General features: G+C 71.3%; 17 protein-coding genes. 15 read left to right on the forward strand and 2 right to left on the reverse strand.

The window, feature by feature from the left end:
• The first annotated feature begins 11 nt into the window (after positions 1–11).
• From AB0K73_RS13480 to AB0K73_RS13525, 10 genes are all read left to right on the forward strand, one after another.
• Positions 12–980, forward strand: coding sequence for a MoxR family ATPase (locus tag AB0K73_RS13480; RefSeq protein ID WP_360513069.1), 969 nt, complete (start codon positions 12–14; stop codon positions 978–980).
• Positions 977–2,275 carry a DUF58 domain-containing protein gene (locus AB0K73_RS13485; RefSeq protein ID WP_360513067.1) on the forward strand — a complete coding sequence of 433 codons (1,299 nt, stop codon included), beginning with the start codon at positions 977–979 and terminating at the stop codon, positions 2,273–2,275. The genes AB0K73_RS13480 and AB0K73_RS13485 overlap by 4 nt, the downstream gene beginning before the upstream one ends.
• The gene (locus AB0K73_RS13490) at positions 2,272–4,581 is read left to right on the forward strand and encodes a transglutaminase domain-containing protein (protein ID WP_360513065.1); all 2,310 of its coding nucleotides are present in this window, start codon (positions 2,272–2,274) and stop codon (positions 4,579–4,581) included. Before AB0K73_RS13485 ends, AB0K73_RS13490 begins: the two co-directional genes overlap by 4 nt.
• A gap of 9 nt (positions 4,582–4,590) precedes the next feature.
• On the forward strand, positions 4,591–5,151 hold the full coding sequence (locus tag AB0K73_RS13495; RefSeq protein ID WP_360513063.1) for an FHA domain-containing protein: 561 nt from the start codon (positions 4,591–4,593) through the stop codon (positions 5,149–5,151).
• A 133-nt stretch (positions 5,152–5,284) separates the two neighbouring features.
• Positions 5,285–6,718 (forward strand): 3-isopropylmalate dehydratase large subunit, encoded by a 1,434-nt coding sequence (gene leuC / locus AB0K73_RS13500; protein ID WP_360513060.1) that lies wholly within the window; start codon positions 5,285–5,287, stop codon positions 6,716–6,718.
• A gap of 1 nt (position 6,719) precedes the next feature.
• Complete coding sequence (gene leuD, locus AB0K73_RS13505; protein ID WP_360513058.1) at positions 6,720–7,340, forward strand: 3-isopropylmalate dehydratase small subunit; 621 nt, start codon at positions 6,720–6,722, stop codon at positions 7,338–7,340.
• Positions 7,337–8,707, forward strand: a complete 1,371-nt coding sequence (gene murA / locus AB0K73_RS13510; protein ID WP_360513056.1) for a UDP-N-acetylglucosamine 1-carboxyvinyltransferase — start codon at positions 7,337–7,339, stop codon at positions 8,705–8,707. The genes leuD and murA overlap by 4 nt, the downstream gene beginning before the upstream one ends.
• 7 nt (positions 8,708–8,714) lie before the next feature.
• Complete coding sequence (locus tag AB0K73_RS13515; protein WP_360513054.1) at positions 8,715–9,491, forward strand: lysophospholipid acyltransferase family protein; 777 nt, start codon at positions 8,715–8,717, stop codon at positions 9,489–9,491.
• Positions 9,481–10,620, forward strand: a complete 1,140-nt coding sequence (locus AB0K73_RS13520) for an NAD(P)H-dependent glycerol-3-phosphate dehydrogenase (RefSeq protein ID WP_360513052.1) — start codon at positions 9,481–9,483, stop codon at positions 10,618–10,620. Before AB0K73_RS13515 ends, AB0K73_RS13520 begins: the two co-directional genes overlap by 11 nt.
• Positions 10,520–11,611: a D-alanine--D-alanine ligase family protein gene (locus AB0K73_RS13525; protein WP_360513050.1), complete on the forward strand. Its 1,092-nt coding sequence runs from the start codon at positions 10,520–10,522 to the stop codon at positions 11,609–11,611. Before AB0K73_RS13520 ends, AB0K73_RS13525 begins: the two co-directional genes overlap by 101 nt.
• Here the strand turns inward: AB0K73_RS13525 and AB0K73_RS13530 are convergent.
• A complete protein-coding gene (locus tag AB0K73_RS13530) occupies positions 11,608–12,123 on the reverse strand; it encodes a DUF3515 domain-containing protein (protein ID WP_360513048.1) in 516 nt (171 codons plus the stop codon). The genes AB0K73_RS13525 and AB0K73_RS13530 overlap by 4 nt on opposite strands.
• 24 nt (positions 12,124–12,147) lie before the next feature.
• On the opposite strand from AB0K73_RS13530, the gene thiL reads away from it, so the two are divergent.
• Positions 12,148–13,146 carry a thiamine-phosphate kinase gene (gene thiL / locus AB0K73_RS13535; protein WP_360513046.1) on the forward strand — a complete coding sequence of 333 codons (999 nt, stop codon included), beginning with the start codon at positions 12,148–12,150 and terminating at the stop codon, positions 13,144–13,146.
• Here the strand turns inward: thiL and rsmD are convergent.
• Positions 13,116–13,721 (reverse strand): 16S rRNA (guanine(966)-N(2))-methyltransferase RsmD, encoded by a 606-nt coding sequence (gene rsmD / locus AB0K73_RS13540; RefSeq protein WP_360513044.1) that lies wholly within the window; start codon positions 13,719–13,721, stop codon positions 13,116–13,118. The genes thiL and rsmD overlap by 31 nt on opposite strands.
• A 79-nt stretch (positions 13,722–13,800) precedes the next feature.
• Between rsmD and AB0K73_RS13545 the strand changes: the two genes are divergently transcribed.
• From AB0K73_RS13545 to AB0K73_RS13560, 4 genes are read left to right on the forward strand one after another with little or no spacing between them, the layout of a single operon-like run.
• Complete coding sequence (locus AB0K73_RS13545) at positions 13,801–14,613, forward strand: tetratricopeptide repeat protein (protein WP_360513042.1); 813 nt, start codon at positions 13,801–13,803, stop codon at positions 14,611–14,613.
• Positions 14,610–16,817, forward strand: a complete 2,208-nt coding sequence (locus AB0K73_RS13550; protein WP_360513040.1) for an ATP-dependent DNA helicase RecG — start codon at positions 14,610–14,612, stop codon at positions 16,815–16,817. Before AB0K73_RS13545 ends, AB0K73_RS13550 begins: the two co-directional genes overlap by 4 nt.
• Positions 16,818–16,868: 51 nt before the next feature.
• Complete coding sequence (gene coaD, locus AB0K73_RS13555; RefSeq protein ID WP_360513038.1) at positions 16,869–17,360, forward strand: pantetheine-phosphate adenylyltransferase; 492 nt, start codon at positions 16,869–16,871, stop codon at positions 17,358–17,360.
• Between the two features lie 56 nt (positions 17,361–17,416).
• Positions 17,417–18,391: a MoxR family ATPase gene (locus tag AB0K73_RS13560; RefSeq protein ID WP_360513693.1), complete on the forward strand. Its 975-nt coding sequence runs from the start codon at positions 17,417–17,419 to the stop codon at positions 18,389–18,391.

Here is an 18,391-nt window from a genome sequence, read left to right on the forward strand (position 1 = left end):
AAGGAACAGACATGGCAGTGACATCCGAACAGGCACTCTGGTTCCAGGACGCCTTCTCGAAGCTGGTCGACAACATCGACCAGGCGATCCTCGGCAAGCGCGAGGTCATCGAGCTCGTGCTCGTCGCGCTGCTCTCCGACGGTCATGTGCTGCTCGAGGACTTCCCCGGAACCGGCAAGACGGTGCTCGCGAAGGCTCTCGCCAATACCCTCGACGGCACGAACTCGCGCATCCAGTTCACGCCCGACCTGCTCCCCTCCGACGTCACGGGCGTCACCATCTACGACCAGGGCAAGGGCCGGTTCGAGTTCCACCGCGGCCCGATCTTCGCGTCGATCGTGCTCGCCGACGAGATCAACCGGGCGAGCCCGAAGACCCAGTCGGCGCTCCTCGAGGTCATGGAGGAGGGCCGGGTCACGGTCGACGGCGTGAGCTACGAGGTGGGCTCGCCGTTCATGGTCATCGCGACGCAGAACCCGGTGGAGCAGGCCGGCACCTACTCGCTGCCCGAGGCGCAGCTCGACCGGTTCCTCATCAAGACCTCGCTCGGCTACCCCGACCACGACACGGCCGTCACGCTCCTGCTCGACTCCGCGAACCGCGCACGGGCATCCAAGGTCTCGCCGATCATCGCCGCCAGCTCGGTCACGACGATGTCGCAGCTCGCGTCGGAGGTGTTCGTCGACGCCGCCGTGCTGTCGTACCTCAACCAGCTCGTCTCGGCCACGCGGGAGCATCAGGACTCGGCGCTCGGCGTGAGCATGCGCGGGGCGCTCGCGCTCGCCCGCACGGCGAAGACGTGGGCGATTGCGCACGGGCGCACGTACGTGACGCCCGACGACGTGCGCGAGCTCGCCGTGCCGGTGCTCGCACACCGCATCATCGTCGATCCCGAGTCGGAGTTCGCGGGCGCCACGGCCCAGGACATCGTCGAGCGCGTGCTCGTCGAGGTGGCCCCACCCGCGTACCGGGCGGCATGAGCGAGCCCGAACAGCTTCCAGCGCCGCCCTCGCAGTCGCGCATCGCGCTGCGCACGATGGGGCGGTCGCTCGCGGCCTCCGCTCGCTCCCTCGGTCGTCGTGCCCACGCGGGCGGCGGCGCGGTCGCGAGGTTCGCCCGGCCGGTGACGGGCGTGGTGTCGACGGCCGGATGGCTCGTCGCGGGCGCCGCGGCAACCTCTCTCGGGATCGCGTGGCTGCTCGGCTGGGTGGAGTTCGCCTTCCTCGGGTTCACGCTGCTCGCGGCGCTCCTCGTCGCGGTTCCGTTCGTGTTCGGCCGCATGGACTTCACCGTCACCGTGGAGCTGCAACCGGCACGAGTGGTGGCGGGGGAGCGCGCGCTGGGGCGCCTGGTCGTCGAGAACGCGGGTGCTCGGCCGACCACGCCGTCGCGCCTCGAGCTGCCCGTCGGCGCCGGGCTCGCGGAGTTCATCGTGCCGACCCTGCCGCAGGGCGGAGAACACGAGGAGCTGTTCGCGGTGCCGACGAACCGGCGCGCCGTGATCGTCGCCGGTCCGGCCCGGTCGGTGCGCGGCGACCAGCTCGGGCTGCTGCGGCGCACCATGCGATGGAGCGATCCCGTCGAGCTCTTCGTGCATCCGGTGACCGCGCGGCTCCGCCCGTCGGCGGCCGGCCTCGTGCGCGACCTCGAGGGCGAGATCACCAAGACGATCACGAACAACGACATCTCGTTCCACGCGCTGCGCGCGTACGAGCCGGGTGACGCCCTGCGGAACGTGCACTGGCGTACGTCGGCCCGCACAGGCCAGCTCATGGTGCGCCAGTACGAGGAGACGCGGCGATCGCAACTCATCCTCGTGCAACCCACCGAGACCACGCACTACGCCTCGGAGGAGGAGTTCGAGCTGGCCGTCTCGGTGCTGGCGTCCATCGCCGTTCAGGTGATCCGCGATGCCACCCGGGTCGCGGTGCTCACCGAGGGGCTCGCGCTCCGCACGGCGACGCCCACGTCGCTCCTCGACGACAGCTCGCGGATAGAGCCCGCGAAGGGCGCCTTCACCACCGTCCGAGACTTCGTCCGGGATGCCACGAAGCGGCTGCCGGCTCCGAGCGTCGTCATCACCGTCGCGGGCTCCCGCCTGGCGGTGGCCGACCTCCGCTCGCTCGAGACGCTCTTCGGCGCCGACACGCAGACCATCGCGGTCCGCGTCGAGCTCGGCGCGGCGTCCCGCATCACGCGCATCGGCGACACCACCATCGTGACCGTCGGTGAGCTCGCCGAGCTGCCACGCCTCGTGCGGAGGGTGCGCCCGTGACCAGGCTGTCCCGATCGGTGACCACCGACCTCGTCGTGCTCGGGGTTCTCTCGCTCCTCGGCATCGCCGGCTACGAGACGGCGTACGGCGGCCTCGGCTTCCTCGTCGCCGCGGTGGCGGGACTCGCGGTCGGCACCCTCGCGGCGGTAGCCGGCGCGCTCTGGCGGCTGGGCGTCGTGACGACCGTGCTCGTCGCGATGGCGGGCTACTTCCTGGTCGGCGCGCCCGTGACGATGCCCGATCGCACGCTGTTCGCGGTGCTGCCGTCGCTCGAGGGGCTGGCCGGCCTCGCCATCGGCGCGGTGTACGGGTGGGCCGACATCGTCACGATCGGCGCGCCCGTCGAAGCCCCCTACTACGTCGCCGTGGTCCCGTACTTCGCCGCTTGGCTCGTCGCGCTCGTGGGCACCCTGCTCGTCACCCGTTGGCTCCCGCGACGGCGCACCGCGCTCCGGTCCGGCGTGCTGCTCCTCGGCCCGGTGGCGTTGTACCTCTCGGGCATCCTGCTCGGCACCGATGAGGCGTACCTCGCCGGTGTGCGCGGGGTGGCGTTCGCGACGATCGCGCTGGTCTGGGTCGCATGGCGGCGCGGTGCCACCGTCGAATCGAGTGGCGACGGCGCGGTGCGGCTTCGCCGTCAGAAGCTCGCCGGCACCGCGACCGTGGTCGCCGGGGCCGTGGCGCTCGGCGCCGTCGCCGGCATCGCGTTCACCCCCGTCGCACCCGACCGGTTCGTGCTGCGCGACGAGGTCGTGCCGCCGTTCGACCCCCTCGAGTTCCCGAGCCCGCTCTCCGGGTTCCGGACCTACACGAAGGACCTCGCCGAGACGCCGTTGTTCGAGGTGCAGGGCCTCGAGCCGGGCGACGTCATCCGGCTCGCCACCATGGATGCGTACACCGGACGGCTGTGGACCGTCGCCGGTCCTGAGGATGCGGCCGACGGGGGATACGCCATCGTGGGGCCGACGCTCCCCGAGCCGCCGCTCGCGAGCCTCGGCAGCTCTCGCGAGGTCGAGGTGACGTCATCGGGATACGACGACGTGTGGGTGCCGACGGTCGGCTACGGAACCACGCTCGAGCTGCTCGACGAAGGCACCGGGCAACGGGCGGGAGACCTGCGGTACAACGCCGCGGCGGGCACGGCCGTGCTCACGAGTGGGGTCGGAACGGGCGCTCGATACCGCCTCGAGTCGCGGATCCAGCAGGAGCCCGAGCTCGAGGACCTCGTCGAGGTTCCCGTGGCCCGGGCGCCGATGCCGGCCGTCGAGAACGTACCCGATGTGGTGGCCGCGAAGGCGGAGGAGTACGCCGGAGAGGCGGCGACCCCCATCGAGCAGTTGCGCGCGATCGAGCGCGCGCTCAAGACGAGCGGGTTCCTCAGCCACGGCCTCGCGAGTGACTCGGTGCCCTCACGGGCCGGGCACGGCGCCGACCGCCTCATCGAGCTCTTCACGAGGAGCCAGATGGTGGGTGACGAGGAGCAGTACGCCGCGGCCATGGCCCTCATGGCCCGGCACCTCGGGTACCCGGCGCGCGTCGTCATGGGATTCGCACCCGAGATCGCCGAGGACGCCGACGAGGTCGAGGTCGTGGGTGATGACGTCACCGCGTGGGTGGAGGTGCCGTTCGAGGGCATCGGATGGATCTCGTTCCGCCCGACCCCCGACCAGGTCGACGTGCCGCAGGAGCAGACGCCCAAGCCGAAGTCGGAACCGCAGCCCCAGGTGAGGCAGCCGCCACGAGCCGAGCAGGTCGAGGACGAGCTCCTCACGACCGTCGAGATCGACGACACCGACGATGACGACCGCGACCGCCCGTTCGTGCTCCCGGCGTGGGCGTGGGTGGCCATCGCCGCGGTCGGGATCCCGGCCATCGCGCTGCTCGCCCCGATGCTCGTCATTGCGGCGATGAAGGGTGCCCGGCGCCGCCGACGCCGACGTGGATCCAACGATCGGCAGGCCGCCGGAGCGTGGGAGGAGCTCGTCGACCGCTACGCGGAGCTCGGGCTCGAACCGCCCGCCCGCGGCTCCCGACTGCAGGTCGCCCGGGCGATGGAGCAGGAACTCGCCGAGCAGGGGTTGGCGCCGTCGGGAGCGCCCGGGGCGGCCGAGGCGACCCCCTCGGCGCTGCGGCTCGCGACCCTCGCCGCGACGATCGATCGCGACGTCTTCGGCGGCTCCGCCGTGAGCGACTCCGTCGTGGCCGACCGGTGGAAGGCGACGGATGCCGCGGTCGACACGGTCGCACGTGCGGCCGGGCGGCTGCGCCGCCTCGTCGCCCGGTACCGCGTGCACCGACGTCGCTAGAGTGGTCGGGTGGGCTCGCCGGACTACATCGTGCCGCCGCCGGGACTGATTCCGGCGGCGCAGCCGACCGATGAGCCCGATCGCACGGTGCAGGATGCGCCTCGGCGGGGCCTCCCGTCGTTCAGTCCACCGCCGGGCATCGTGCCGCCCTCCGCGCCTCCAGGTTCGGTCGTTCCGGCCAACCCGGTCGAGCGGATCGAGGCGCCAGCACCGAGCTCTGCCGAAGGGGCCTGGCGACTGCGGGCCGCGGGCGGGCCCGAGGTGCTCCTCATCCGCCCCGTGGTGCTCGGTCGCGACCCCGTGGCCGATCCCGCGCGACCCGATGCCGCCGCGATCCCGCTCGCCGACCCGGCCAGGTCGGTGTCGAAGACGCATGCCCGCGTCGAGGTCGTCGACGATCGTGTGCTGGTCACCGACCTCGCCTCGACGAACGGCACGCGCGTGCTCACGGCCGAGGGAGCATCGCACGAACTGGAGCCCGGCCGGGCCTTCGATGCACCGAACGGCGCCACCCTGCTGCTTGGGGAGTTCGCCGTCCGACTGGATCGAGTGCCGCTCGACACGGTGTAGCCTGAGATGGTGCGCGCTCCACGACTCCTCCTTCTGTGCCGCGGCGGGGCCTCCTCCTAGGCCGATCCCCGTCGCGGAGTCCGTCGTCGGCTGACCACAGATTCTGAGGAAGCGAACGTTGAACGCAGTACCCATGGCTGAAGCCCGCCCCCGCACCCTGGCCGAGAAGGTCTGGGAGGCCCATCTGGTGAAGAAGGGCGAGGACGGAACCCCCGACCTCATCTACATCGACCTCCATCTCGTGCACGAGGTGACGAGCCCACAGGCCTTCGACGGCCTCCGCGTGGCGGGCCGTCCGGTGCGGCGGCCCGATCTCACGATCGCGACCGAAGATCACAACACCCCGACCCTCGCGATCGACCGGCCCATCGCCGATCCCACGAGTCGCACGCAGATCGAGACGCTGCGGCGCAACGCGGCGGAGTTCGGCATCCGGTTGCACTCCCTCGGCGATGTCGAGCAGGGCATCGTGCACGTCGTCGGGCCGCAGTTGGGGCTCACGCAGCCCGGTATCACAGTGGTCTGCGGCGATTCGCACACGTCCACGCACGGCGCCTTCGGCGCGATGGCGTTCGGTATCGGCACGAGCGAGGTCGAACACGTGCTCGCCACCCAGACGCTGCCGCTGAAGCCCTTCAAGACGATGGCGATCAACGTCGAGGGCGCGCTGCGCCCCGGTGTCACCGCGAAGGACATCATCCTCGCCGTGATCGCGAAGATCGGCACCGGCGGCGGACAGGGCTATGTGCTCGAGTACCGCGGCAGCGCCATCCGCTCGCTCTCGATGGACGGCCGCATGACGATCTGCAACATGTCGATCGAAGCGGGAGCGCGCGCCGGCATGGTCGCGCCCGACGAGACGACCTTCGCGTACCTGCAGGGACGTGCGCACGCGCCGCAGGGGGCCGACTGGGATGCCGCGGTCGAGTACTGGAAGACCCTGCCCACCGACGAGGGTGCTCGGTTCGACGCCGAGGTCTTCATCGACGCCGACGCGCTCGAGCCGTTCGTCACGTGGGGCACCAACCCCGGCCAGGGCGTCTCGCTCTCCGACTCGGTGCCCGACCCGGCGTCGATCGACGACCAGCACGAGCGCGCCGCCGCCGAGCGCGCGCTCGAGTACATGGCGCTCGAACCGGGCACGCCGCTGAAGGACATCCGGGTGGATGCGGTCTTCATGGGGTCCTGCACGAACAGCCGCATCGAAGACCTCCGGGCCTTCGCGTCGATCATCAAGGGCAAGAGGAAGGCCGACGGCGTTCGCGTCATGGTCGTGCCCGGCTCGGCGCGGGTGCGCCTCGAAGCCGAGGCCGAGGGCCTCGACAAGGTGATCGAGGAGTTCGGCGCCGAGTGGCGCTTCGCGGGTTGCTCGATGTGCCTCGGCATGAACCCCGATCAACTGGCGCCCGGTGAGCGCTGCGCCTCGACGTCGAACCGCAACTTCGAGGGTCGCCAGGGCAAGGGCGGGCGCACGCACCTCGTCTCGCCGCTCGTCGCCGCGGCCACCGCGATCCGGGGCACGCTCTCGAGCCCATGGGATCTCCAGACCGAAGGGGAGGGGCGCTGAGATGCAGAAGTTCAGCACCGTGACCGGCGTGGCGGTTCCGCTGCGTCGCTCGAACGTCGACACCGACCAGATCATCCCGGCCGTCTTCCTCAAGCGCGTCACGAAGACGGGCTTCGAGGACGCCCTGTTCCACGCCTGGCGACAGGACCCCGAGTTCATCCTGAACCGTCCCGAGTACCAGGGCGCCCGCATCCTCATCGCGGGGCCCGACTTCGGCACCGGATCCAGCCGCGAGCACGCCGTGTGGGCGCTCCGCGACTACGGCTTCGACGTGGTGATCTCAAGCCGCTTCGGCGACATCTTCCGCGGCAACTCCGGCAAGCAGGGCCTCCTCGCGGCCCAGGTCGCCTACGAGGACATCGAGCGACTGTGGGCGGTCGTCGAGGCGCAGCCGGGAATACCCGTCACCGTCGATCTGGTTGAGCGTACGGTGAGCGCGGGCGCGCTCACGGTCTCGTTCGACATCGACGACTACACTCGGTGGAGACTTCTCGAAGGGCTCGACGACATCGGGCTCACCCTGCGGGACGAGGAGTCCATCGCCGAGTTCGAGTCACGTCGTGAGTCTTGGCGGCCGAAGACGCTCCCCATCCGGGAGCCGGCAGAATCAGGGAGTCTGTGAACACACTCGGGCAGGACGCCAAGAACCACGGAACGGCAGTCGGATTGAACGTCGACAAGCTCACGATCAACGGCGGCAAGCCGTTGCGCGGTCGCATCGAATTGAAGGGTGCGAAGAACCTCGTCACGAAGGCCATGGTCGCGGCGATCCTCGGCGACACCCCGAGCGTCCTGAAGGACGTGCCGAACATCAGCGACGTCCGCATCGTGCGCGGCCTTCTCGAAGTGCACGGCGTCACGGTCACGCACGGCGTCGACGAGGGCGAGCTCATCCTCGACCCGTCGGCCGTGGAGTCGGCGCACATGGCCGACATCGACGCACACGCGGGTTCCAGCCGCATCCCGATCCTGTTCTGCGGTCCGCTGCTGCACCGGCTCGGCGAGGCGTTCATCCCCGACCTCGGCGGTTGCCGCATCGGCGACCGCCCCATCGACTACCACCTCGAGGTGCTCCGCAACTTCGGCGCCATCGTCGAGAAGCTCCCGAGCGGCATCCGGATGTCGGCACCCAACGGCCTGCACGGCGCGAAGGTGTCGCTCCCGTACCCGAGCGTGGGCGCCACCGAGCAGGTGCTCCTCACGGCCGTGCTCGCCGACGGCATCACCGAGCTGTCGGGCGCGGCGATCGAGCCAGAGATCATGGACCTCGTCAACATCCTGCAGAAGATGGGCGCGGTCATCACGGTCGACACCGACCGGGTCATCCGCATCGAGGGCGTCGACAAGCTCAGCGGCTTCACGCATCGCGCGCTCTTCGACCGCAACGAGGCTGCGAGCTGGGCGGCCGCTGCCCTCGCCACCGAGGGCGACATCTTCGTCGGCGGCGCTCAGCAGGCCGAGATGCTCACCTTCCTCAACGTGTTCCGCAAGGTCGGCGGCGCGTTCGAGATCCACGAGGACGGCATCCGCTTCTATCACCCGGGTGGCGAGCTGAAGCCCGTCATCATCGAGACCGACGTGCACCCCGGGTTCATGACCGACTGGCAGCAGCCGCTCGTGGTCGCACTGACGAAGGCCAAGGGCGTCTCGATCGTGCACGAGACCGTGTACGAGCAGCGGTTCGGCTTCGTCGACGCGCTCGTCGAAATGGGCGCGTCGATCGAGGTGCACAAGGAGTGCCTCGGCGCCGGGCCGTGCCGCTTCGGCCAGCGCAACTTCAAGCATTCGGCCGTGATCTCGGGTCCGTCGCAGCTGCACGGTGCCGACATCGAGGTGCCCGACCTGCGCGGCGGCTTCAGCCACCTCATCGCGGCGCTCACCGCAGAGGGTCGCTCGACGGTGTCGAACGTGGGCATCATCGCCCGCGGCTACGAGGACTTCCTCACCAAGCTCGAGCTCCTCGGGGCGGACTTCGAACTCGAAGGATAATGGGGGAGTGCCACTCGAGAACCCCCGGTCCGATGCTGCCGTGAAGCCGCGGTCGGAGACCCGCCGCCCCTCGTTCTTCTGGGTCCTCGCCGCGATCGTCATCCCGGTGATGAGCCTGGCGATCCGGTTCCGGTTCCACCACCGCGAGCGGATGCCGCAGACCGGCGCCTTCGTGCTCGCCCCCAACCACTACAGCGAGATCGACCCGGTCGTGATCGGCATGGCGAGCTGGAAGCTCGGCCGCGCCCCGCGCTTCCTCGCCAAGGCGTCGCTGTTCAAGAACCCCGTGATCGCCTGGTTCCTGCGCACCTCGGGGCAGATCCCGGTCGAGCGTGCGGGCAGCCAGAGCCACGCCGCGCTCCGAGCGGCGGAGGAGCTCGTCGAGAAGGGCCGCATGGTCGTCGTCTACCCCGAGGGCTCGCTCACCCGCGACCCCGACCTGTGGCCGATGCGCGGCAAGACGGGCGCCGTGCGCATCGCGCTCGAGCGCGGCATCCCGATCGTCCCCATCGCGCACTGGGGCACGCAGGCACTGCTGCCTCGCTACGGCAAGAAGCTCAAGTTCTTCCCGCGCAAGACGATCGACGTGGCGATCGGGGAGCCTCTCGACCTCGACGCGTACCGGGGCAAACCGCTCGACCAGGCCACACTGCTGAAGGCCACGGGCGAGCTCATGGACGCGATCGCGGCGCTCCTCGCCGAGCTTCGCGGCGAACCCGCGCCGGCGGAGCGCTGGGATCCCGCGGCGCACGGGCAGAAGGAGACCGGTCGCCTTGAAGGGTAGGAACCAGCCCCCGAAGCCCCACGGCAAGCGCGTGGCGGTCCTCGGCGCCGGCAGCTGGGGCACGACGTTCGCGAAGATCCTCGCCGACGGCGGAGCCGACGTCGTCGTCTGGGCACGACGACCCGAGCTCGCCCGCGAGATCCAGGAGGCCAAGCGCAACAGCGACTACCTCGCGGGCGTGAACCTCCCGCTCAGCCTCCGGGCCACGAGCCGGCTCGACCTCGCGCTGGCGGGCGCCGAGCAGGTCTACGTCTCGGTGCCGAGCCAGGCGCTTCGCGAGCACCTGAAGATCGCGGCTCCGCACCTGCACGCGGAGTCCATCGTGATCTCGCTCATGAAGGGCATCGAGAAGTCGACGGGACTCCGCATGAGCGAAGTCATCGCCGACGGCCTCCGGGTCGACGAGTCGCAGATCGCGGTCATCTCCGGTCCGAATCTCGCACTCGAGATCGCGAAGGAGCAGCCGACCGCGGCCGTCGTCTCGTCGACGAGCCTCGAGACCGCGCAGTCCGTGGCATCCGTCGCGCGCAACCGATACTTCCACTCGTTCGTGAACACCGACGTCATCGGCACCGAGTTCGGCGGCGTGCTGAAGAACCTCATCGCCCTCGCGATCGGCATCGTCGACGGCGCCGGCTACGGCGAGAACACCAAGGCGTCGATCATCACCAGGGGACTCGTCGAGATGACCGACTTCGCCGTGGCGTTCGGGGCGCATCCCGAGACCCTCGCGGGACTCGCGGGGCTCGGCGACCTCATCGCGACCTGCCAGTCGCCGCTGTCCCGCAACAACACCGCCGGACGCCTGCTCGGGCAGGGGTACCACCTGAGCGATGTCGTGAACCAGATGCAGCAGACCACCGAGGGACTCGCGTCCGTCGCGCCCATCCTCGAGCTCGCACGGGCGAAGGGCGTCGAGATGCCCATCGTCGAGCAGGTCCGTCAGGTGCTCGCGGGCACCTTGGCCCCGAGGGACATCGCACCTCACCTCACGACCGACGACGAGCCGCAGGGCGAAAGGACGAAGGATGGACAAGCTCAGGGTGGTTCTGCTGTTCGGCGGGCGATCAAGCGAGCATTCGATCAGCTGCGCGACGGCGGGCGGAGTCCTGGGCGCGATCGACCGTGACCGGTTCGAGGTGATTCCCGTCGGGATCACCCGTGACGGCGCATACGTGCTCGAGTCCGACGACGCATCGCGGTTCGCGCTCGACCCGCAGCACCTCCCCGAGGTCGTCGACAACGGCTCGCGCGTGCGCTGGCCCGAGAGCGCCGCTTCGCGAGAGCTGACGGTGACGGATGCCTCGGGCGTGCGTTCGCTCGGCGACGTCGACGTCGTCTTCCCGATCCTGCATGGCCGGTTCGGCGAGGACGGCACCATCCAGGGCCTCCTCGAGCTCGCCGGCCTGCCCTACGTCGGGAACGGCGTCCTCGCCTCCGCGATCGGCATGGACAAGCACGTGACGAAGACGGTGCTCGAGGGCGCCGACATCGCCGTGGCGCCGTGGGTCTCGGTGACCCGCCGCACGTGGGAGGACGACCGGGAGCTCTGGGAGCGCCGTGCCCGTGGCCTCGGCCTGCCCGTGTTCGTGAAGCCCGCTCGCGCCGGGTCGTCGGTCGGTGTCACCAAGGTCGCCGACTGGTCGGAGCTCGACGCGGCCCTCGACGTCGCGTTCGCGGAGGACCGCACGGCGCTCATCGAGGCCGCGATCAGCGGTCGCGAGATCGAGTGCGCGGTGCTCGAGGGCCGCGACGGCGCCCCGGCACGCGTGAGCGTCGCGGGTGAGGTGGTGGTCACCGGCCGGGAGTTCTACGACTTCGAGGCGAAGTACCTCGACGCTCCCGGGGTCGAGCTCATCTGCCCCGCAGACCTCGGCGACGGGGAGCTCTTCGAGTTGCAGCGCATCGCGCGTCACGCCTTCGAGGCCATCGGCGCCGAGGGCCTCGCCCGCGTCGACGTCTTCCTCGGCGACGAGGGCTTCGTGGTCAACGAGATCAACACCATGCCGGGATTCACGCCGATCTCGATGTTCCCGACCTGCTGGCTGAACTCGGGCCTGCGTTACGACGAGCTCATCACCGAGCTCATCGAGGTCGGGCACGCGCGCGGGGTTCGCTAGTCGGGCGAGTCCGTCGGCACGGCGTCGTCGAGCGCGACGCAGCCGCCATCGGCGGGGATCGCGGCCACCGCCGGCGAGAGGTCGGCGATCGCGGTCGATCCCGACACCGCGTCGTTGTCGACGAGCACCTCGACGGCCGGGGTGCGGCCGTAGGTCGTGAACAGGAATCGCGGGGCATCCGACTCGTCGATGATCCAGTCGACGCCGTCGACGCTCACGCAGCGGTCCGTCGTGGGGCCCGGCGGCTCGACGCCGCATCGGAGCAGCACGGAGGCCGGCTGGCCCCAGGCGCCCGTGCCCTGCGCGTTGGTCTCGCGCTCGGCGAGACCGGCGACGGTGTCGGGCAGGCGCACCACGACGGCGGCGCAGTCGGGGTCGATCGCGTCAGGCGCCGCGTCGAAGGTGACGGGCTGGGTGCAACCGGCCAGCACGCCGACGCCGGCGACGGCGAGCGCGGCAGCGGACACGGCTCGGGGGAGCCCGCGGGGGCGGCGGGCAGCTGGGTGGGGCATCGATCTCAGGCTACCGTGAGTGGCATGGAACGAGCTGCGCGCCCGGGCGGACCCACGATCGCGGAGCTCGGTGAGCGTGCGGTGCTCGCGCGCATCCTGCCGCGGCTGAACCCTGGTGACGCCACGCTGCTCGCCGCCGGTGACGACGCCGCGGTGGTCGCCGCCGCCGACGGTCGATTCGTCGTGACGACCGACATGCTCGTGCACGGCCCGGACTTCCGTCTCGCCTGGTCGACGCCGTTCGAGCTCGGCTGGAAGGCGGCGGCCACGAACCTGACGGATGTCGCCGCCATGGGCGCCCGGCCGACGGCGCTCGTCGTCGCCGTGGCGGCGCCGCCGGCTACCCCGGTGGACGTGCTCGAAGGCTTCGCCGATGGGATGCGCGAGGGTCTCGCGGCGCTCGCCCCGGGCGCGGGCGTCGTCGGCGGCGACCTGTCGGTGTCGTCGGTGCTCACCATCGCGGTGACCGCGTTCGGCGACCTCGAGGGGCGGGCGCCGGTGTTGCGGTCTGGCGCCCGCGTCGGCGACGTGGTGGCGCACGCGGGCGCTCGGGGCGACGCCGCGCGCGGGCTCGCGCTGCTGTTCGACGAGGGGACGGATGCCGCGGGCGAGCCCGATCCCGGGGCCACCCACGGGGTGCGGCGGCGGCATCCGGAGCTCGTGCGAGCCCAACTCGCCCCCGAGCCGCCGGTCGCCGCGGGCGTCGTGGCGGCGGTCGCGGGCGCCACCGCGATGCTCGACGTCTCCGACGGGCTCGCTCGCGACGCGCGCCGGATCGCCGAGGCGAGCGGCGTCGGCCTCGACTTCGCGGCCGCGGCGCTGGGCCCCGACCTGCGCGTCGCGCTCACCGGCGCGGAGGATCACGGCCTTCTTGCGACCTTCCCGCAGGGGACCCGGGTGCCCGAGCCGTTCGAGGTGGTCGGCCGCGTCGTCGACGAACCCGGAAACGTGCTCGTCGATGGCGAGCGGGTGGGCGCCGACGGCTGGGATCCCTACGCCGGCTGGGACGGCCGCTCGGGCTGAGCGACGCCCGGTTCCTGGGCGACGGCCCACCAGAGCGTCGTCTCGCCGTAGTCGCGACGGCGATCGGGCGCGATGCCCGCAGGCCAGGTCGGCTCGGGCGAGCGGGAGCTGCGCTCGACGACGACGACGGCATCCCGCGCGAGCAGCGGCGCCAGCAGCCTGAGATCGTGCGCGAGCGGAGCCTCGCCGAGCTCGTACGGCGGGTCGATGAAGACGAGGTCGAACGGTCCGACCGCCGTCTCCAGATAGCTCGCCACCGAGCGCGGCGCCACCTGCACGCGCACCGGTCGCCCGCGCAGCGCACGGCTCACGGCGTCGGCATTGCGGCGGCACACGTCGGCGGCGCCCTTGGCGCGTTCGACGAGCACGACGTCGGCGGCGCCGCGGCTCGCCGCCTCGAGGCCCAGCGCACCGGAGCCCGCATAGAGGTCGAGCACGGCCGCGCCGTCGATGACGTCACGGGCCTCGAGTGCGGAGAAGATCGCCTCGCGAACGCGGTCGCTCGTCGGGCGCGTGCCCGAACGCGGCACGGCGAGGGTGAGCGAGCCGGCGGCGCCGGCGATGATGCGGGTCATGTCCCCGGAAGCCTAGCCATGCGCGGGAGGCTGTGTCATGTCCGCGCGAGGTGGTCGAAACCGCTGCAATGATGGAGGGGTGGATGACTCGACCGACCAGGTGCCCGCCGAACCGTCCCGTCACCGGGGTGACGAACAGCAGATGATCGATCGACTGTGGGATTTCAGCGATCCCGTAGCGAGCGAGGAGCGGTTCCGCGAAGCCGCCGACGATGACACGCATACTTCACATGTCCGCGCCGTGTTGGCGACTCAGCTGGCCCGGGCGATCGGCATCCAGGGTCGGGCCACCGAGGCGCTCGACGTGCTCGACGAGGTCGCGGCCGCCGTCACCGCCGCCGAGGACACCGAACGCGACGCCGCCGAGGTGCGGGCGCGCGTCGCCATCGAGCGCGGGCGCATCCTCGCGGCCGACCCGGCTCGTCGCCCCGAGGCGATCCCGGTGCTCACCCGCGGCGTGCGCGAGGCCGCGCTCGCCGGCTCGCCGTTCCTCGTGCTCGATGCGCTGCACATGCTCGCCCTCAACGACGCGGGGCACGAGGAGGAGTGGGCCACCGAGGGCTTCGACGTGCTGGCGGGCTCCCGCGAGCCCCGAGTGCTCCGATGGGGCGTGGCGCTGCACAACAACCTCGGCTGGACCAAGCACGACGCCGGCGACGCGGTCGCCGCCCTGCACCACTTCGAGAAGGCCGTCGAGGCCGCCGACCGATACGGCACGGCGGAGCAGCAGCATGTGGCGCGCTGGTCGGTCGGGCGGGCGCTGCGCACGCTCGAGCGGCACGAGGAAGCCCTCGAACTGCAGCGCGAGCTCGCGCGGGCGCGGCCCGACGATCCGTACGTGCAGGCCGAGCTGGCCGCCCTGACGGACTCGGAGCCTACGATCGAGGCATGACGGCCGAAGGAGCGGATGCCGCGGGCGCCGGTCGTTACACGCTCGACACGCGTCTGACGGGCGCGCTCGGCGGGCGCACGGCGCAGGCCGTCGAGCGCGCCTTCGGCTACCGCACGGTCGGCGAGCTGCTGGGCCACTATCCCCGCCGCTACGTGATGCGCGGCGAGCTCACGGCGCTCGCGAGCCTGCCGCTCGACGAGCACGTGACCATCGTGGCGGAGGTGCTCGAGGTGCGGGTGCGCGAGATGCGGCAGCGCCGCGGGTCGATCGTGGAGGCGAAGATCTCGGATGGCACCGGCATCCTCACCCTGACGTTCTTCAACCAGAAGTGGCGCGAGAACGAACTGCGGCCGGGCCGCCGGGGAATGTTCACCGGCAAGGTGGGCGACTACAAGGGGAATCGTCAACTCGCACACCCCGACTACGAGCTGTTCGACGACGAAGTGCCCCTGTCATCGGGCGACGCCGCGGCCAAGCGGTGGGCGGAGGCGCCGGTGCCCATCTACCCGGCCACGAGCACGCTGGCGAGCTGGAAGCTGCGGGATGCGATCGCCCTGCTGCTCGACGGGCTGGGGCCGATCGACGACCCCCTTCCCGACGCGATGCGCGAGGCACGATCGCTCCTCCGCCGTCGCGCCGCGCTCGAGGGCATCCACCGTCCCGAGACCGACGCCGACCTGAAGGTGGCACGCCGCACCCTCCGATTCCACGAGGCGTTCGTGCTGCAGACGGCGCTGCTCCAGCGGCGCGCCGAGCTCCGCGCGCACACGACGACGGCGCGGCATCCGTCGCCCGGGGGCCTGCTCGAGCGGTTCGACGCGTCGCTGCCGTTCTCGCTCACCGGCGATCAGCGTGCGGTCGCCGCCGAGATCGCCGACGACCTGGAGCACCCGGTGCCCATGAACCGGCTCGTGCAGGGGGAGGTCGGTTCGGGCAAGACGGTCGTCGCGCTCCGCGCCATGCTCGCGGTCGCCGACTCGGGCGGGCAGTCCGCGCTCCTCGCGCCCACCGAGGTGCTCGCGGCGCAGCACCTGCGGTCGTTCGCGCGCATGCTCGGCCCCGAACTCTCGGCCGCGCTCGTGCCGACGCTCATCACGGGGCAGCTGCCGGCCGCCGAACGCCGCAAGGCATTGTTGCGCGCGGCCGCCGGGCAGGCGCGCATCGTGGTCGGCACGCACGCCTTGATCGGCGACGCCGTGTCGTTCGCCGACCTCGGGCTCGTGGTGGTCGACGAGCAGCACCGGTTCGGCGTCGACCAGCGTGAGGCACTCCGCCTCAAGGGGCAGCATCCGCCACACGTCCTGGTGCTCACGGCGACACCGATCCCGCGCACCGTCGCCATGACCGTGTTCGGCGACCTCGACGTGTCGACCATCCGGGAGCTGCCTGCCGGGCGAGCCGGCATCGAGACGTTCGCGGTGCCCCTCGCCGACAAGCCGGGCTGGCGCGCGCGGGTGTGGGAGCGGCTCGCCGAGGAGGTCGAGCAGGGCCGTCAGGGATTCGTCGTGTGTCCCGCCATCGACGCCCGAGTGGTCGAGGACGACCCCGACGCGCTGGAGCCCGAGGCGGACGACGGCCGAAGCGCCGGGCCCGCGGCATCCGTCACCGCGATCCTCGCCGAGCTCCAGGAACACCCGCGGTTCGCCGACAAGCGCGTCGCCCCCCTGCACGGACGCATGAGTTCCGACGAGAAGGACGCCGTGATGCGCGCCTTCGCGGCCGGCGAGCTGGACGTGCTCGTCGCCACCACGGTCATCGAGGTGGGGGTCGACGTGCCGAACGCGAGTGTCATGGTCGTGGTCGACGCCGATCGATTCGGGGTGTCGCAGTTGCACCAGCTGCGAGGCCGAGTCGGCCGCGGCTCGGTGCCGGGACTGTGCCTGCTCGTGACCGCGGCCGAGAACGGCTCGGTCGCCATGCAGCGCGTCGAGGCCGTCGCCGCCACACTCGACGGCTTCGAGCTCGCCCGGGTCGACCTCGACCTACGGAAGGAGGGCGACGTGCTCGGCGCCACCCAGTCGGGCACGCGATCCTCGCTCAAGCTGCTGCAGGTGACGCGCCACGGCGACCTCATCGCCGACGCCCGCGAACTCGCGGCCGGGGTGCTCGAGGCCGATCCCGCCCTCGAGCATCACCGCGCGCTGGCTGCCGAGGTCAAGCGCCGGGTGGACGCCGAGACGAGCGGATTCCTGAGCAAGGGCTGAGACTCTCGGGCAGCACTTCCGGTGCCGTGCGCGGGCACTACGCTGGGGGATATGCAGCGGATCGCCGTCGTCCCAGGCTCGTTCGACCCCGTCACGCTCGGCCATCTCGATGTCATCGGCAGGGCCGCGGGTCTCTACGACGAGGTGCACGTCGTCGTCGTGCACAACCCCGACAAGTCGGCCCTGCTGCCCATCGCCGAGCGCGTGTCGCTCATCGAGCGGTCGATCGCCGACGCGCGCATCCAGGGCCGCGTCGTCGTGGCCTCGTGGAGCATGGGGCTCCTCGTCGACTACTGCACCGATGTCGGCGCCTCGGTGCTCGTGAAGGGCATCCGCTCGCAGGTCGACGTCGCCTACGAGACGCCCATGGCCATCGTGAACCGGCACCTCGCCGGTGTCGAGACGGTGTTCATGCTCACCGATCCCGCCAATGCGCACGTGTCGAGCTCGCTCGTCAGACAGGTGTCCGCCCTCGGCGGCGACGTCTCGCCGTACGTACCGCAGGTCGTCTCCGAGTTCCTCCAGGCGGCGATGACCCCATGAGCGAAGCAGCGGTCACGGTCGGCGACGCCGGCGGCCACGACGCACCCGACGGTCTGATGGGCATCGACGAGGTGGGCTCCCGGGCCGCGGCCATCGTGCAGAACGTCGAGACCGTCATCGCGGGCAAGCGCGACGCCGTCACGGCCTCGCTCACCGTGCTGCTCGCCGAGGGTCACCTCCTCATCGAGGACGTGCCGGGGGTCGGCAAGACCATGCTCGCCAAGGCGCTCGCGAGGTCGGTCGACTGCACCGTCAGTCGCATCCAGTTCACGCCCGACCTGCTCCCGAGTGACGTCACGGGCGTCTCGGTCTTCGACCAGGCGATCCGCCGGTTCGAGTTCAAGCGCGGGCCGGTGTTCGCCAACATCGTCATCGGCGACGAGATCAACCGCGCGAGTCCCAAGACGCAGTCGGCGCTGCTCGAGTGCATGGAGGAGCGACAGGTCACCGCCGACGGCACCACCTACGTGCTCGACCAGCCGTTCACCGTCGTGGCGACGCAGAACCCCGTCGAGATGGAGGGCACGTATCCGCTGCCCGAGGCCCAGCGCGACCGGTTCATGGCGCGCATCTCCATGGGCTACCCGTCGTCGGCCGACGAGCTCGACATGCTGTCCACGCGCGAGACGTCGAGCCCGCTCGATCACCTCTCCACCGTCGTGACCCTCGCCGAGCTGCGCGGCATGATCGCCGCCGTGCACCACGTGTTCACCTCGCAACCGGTCAAGGAGTACGCGGTCGAGTTGGCGCGTGCAACCCGCGACGACCGCCAGCTGCGGCTCGGCGCGAGCCCGCGCGCGACGCTGCAGCTCATCCGCGCCGCCAAGGCGCACGCCGCCATGCACGGGCGCGACTTCGTGCTGCCCGACGACGTCGACGCGCTCGCGGTCCCCGTGCTCGCGCACCGGCTCGTGCCGACGAGCCGTGCCGTCGGCGCGCACGACCGCGACAGCGGGCCGCTCATCGACGCCATCGTGCGTCGCATCGTCGGCGAGACGCCGATTCCGGTCGGCAGCGCACGAAGGTTCTGA

The organism is Agromyces sp. NPDC052230 (assembly GCF_040679595.1).
Lineage (GTDB): Bacteria > Actinomycetota > Actinomycetes > Actinomycetales > Microbacteriaceae > Agromyces.

Coding starts and splice junctions, on each gene's coding strand:
- leuD (WP_360513058.1), top strand. CDS start 6,720: ATGCAGAAGTTCAGCACCGTGACCGGCGTGGCGGTTCCGCTGCGTCGC.
- rsmD (WP_360513044.1), bottom strand. CDS start 13,721: ATGACCCGCATCATCGCCGGCGCCGCCGGCTCGCTCACCCTCGCCGTG.
- AB0K73_RS13560 (WP_360513693.1), top strand. CDS start 17,417: ATGGGCATCGACGAGGTGGGCTCCCGGGCCGCGGCCATCGTGCAGAAC.
- AB0K73_RS13530 (WP_360513048.1), bottom strand. CDS start 12,123: ATGCCCCACCCAGCTGCCCGCCGCCCCCGCGGGCTCCCCCGAGCCGTG.
- leuC (WP_360513060.1), top strand. CDS start 5,285: ATGGCTGAAGCCCGCCCCCGCACCCTGGCCGAGAAGGTCTGGGAGGCC.
- thiL (WP_360513046.1), top strand. CDS start 12,148: ATGGAACGAGCTGCGCGCCCGGGCGGACCCACGATCGCGGAGCTCGGT.
- AB0K73_RS13550 (WP_360513040.1), top strand. CDS start 14,610: ATGACGGCCGAAGGAGCGGATGCCGCGGGCGCCGGTCGTTACACGCTC.
- AB0K73_RS13480 (WP_360513069.1), top strand. CDS start 12: ATGGCAGTGACATCCGAACAGGCACTCTGGTTCCAGGACGCCTTCTCG.
- AB0K73_RS13485 (WP_360513067.1), top strand. CDS start 977: ATGAGCGAGCCCGAACAGCTTCCAGCGCCGCCCTCGCAGTCGCGCATC.
- coaD (WP_360513038.1), top strand. CDS start 16,869: ATGCAGCGGATCGCCGTCGTCCCAGGCTCGTTCGACCCCGTCACGCTC.
- AB0K73_RS13525 (WP_360513050.1), top strand. CDS start 10,520: ATGGACAAGCTCAGGGTGGTTCTGCTGTTCGGCGGGCGATCAAGCGAG.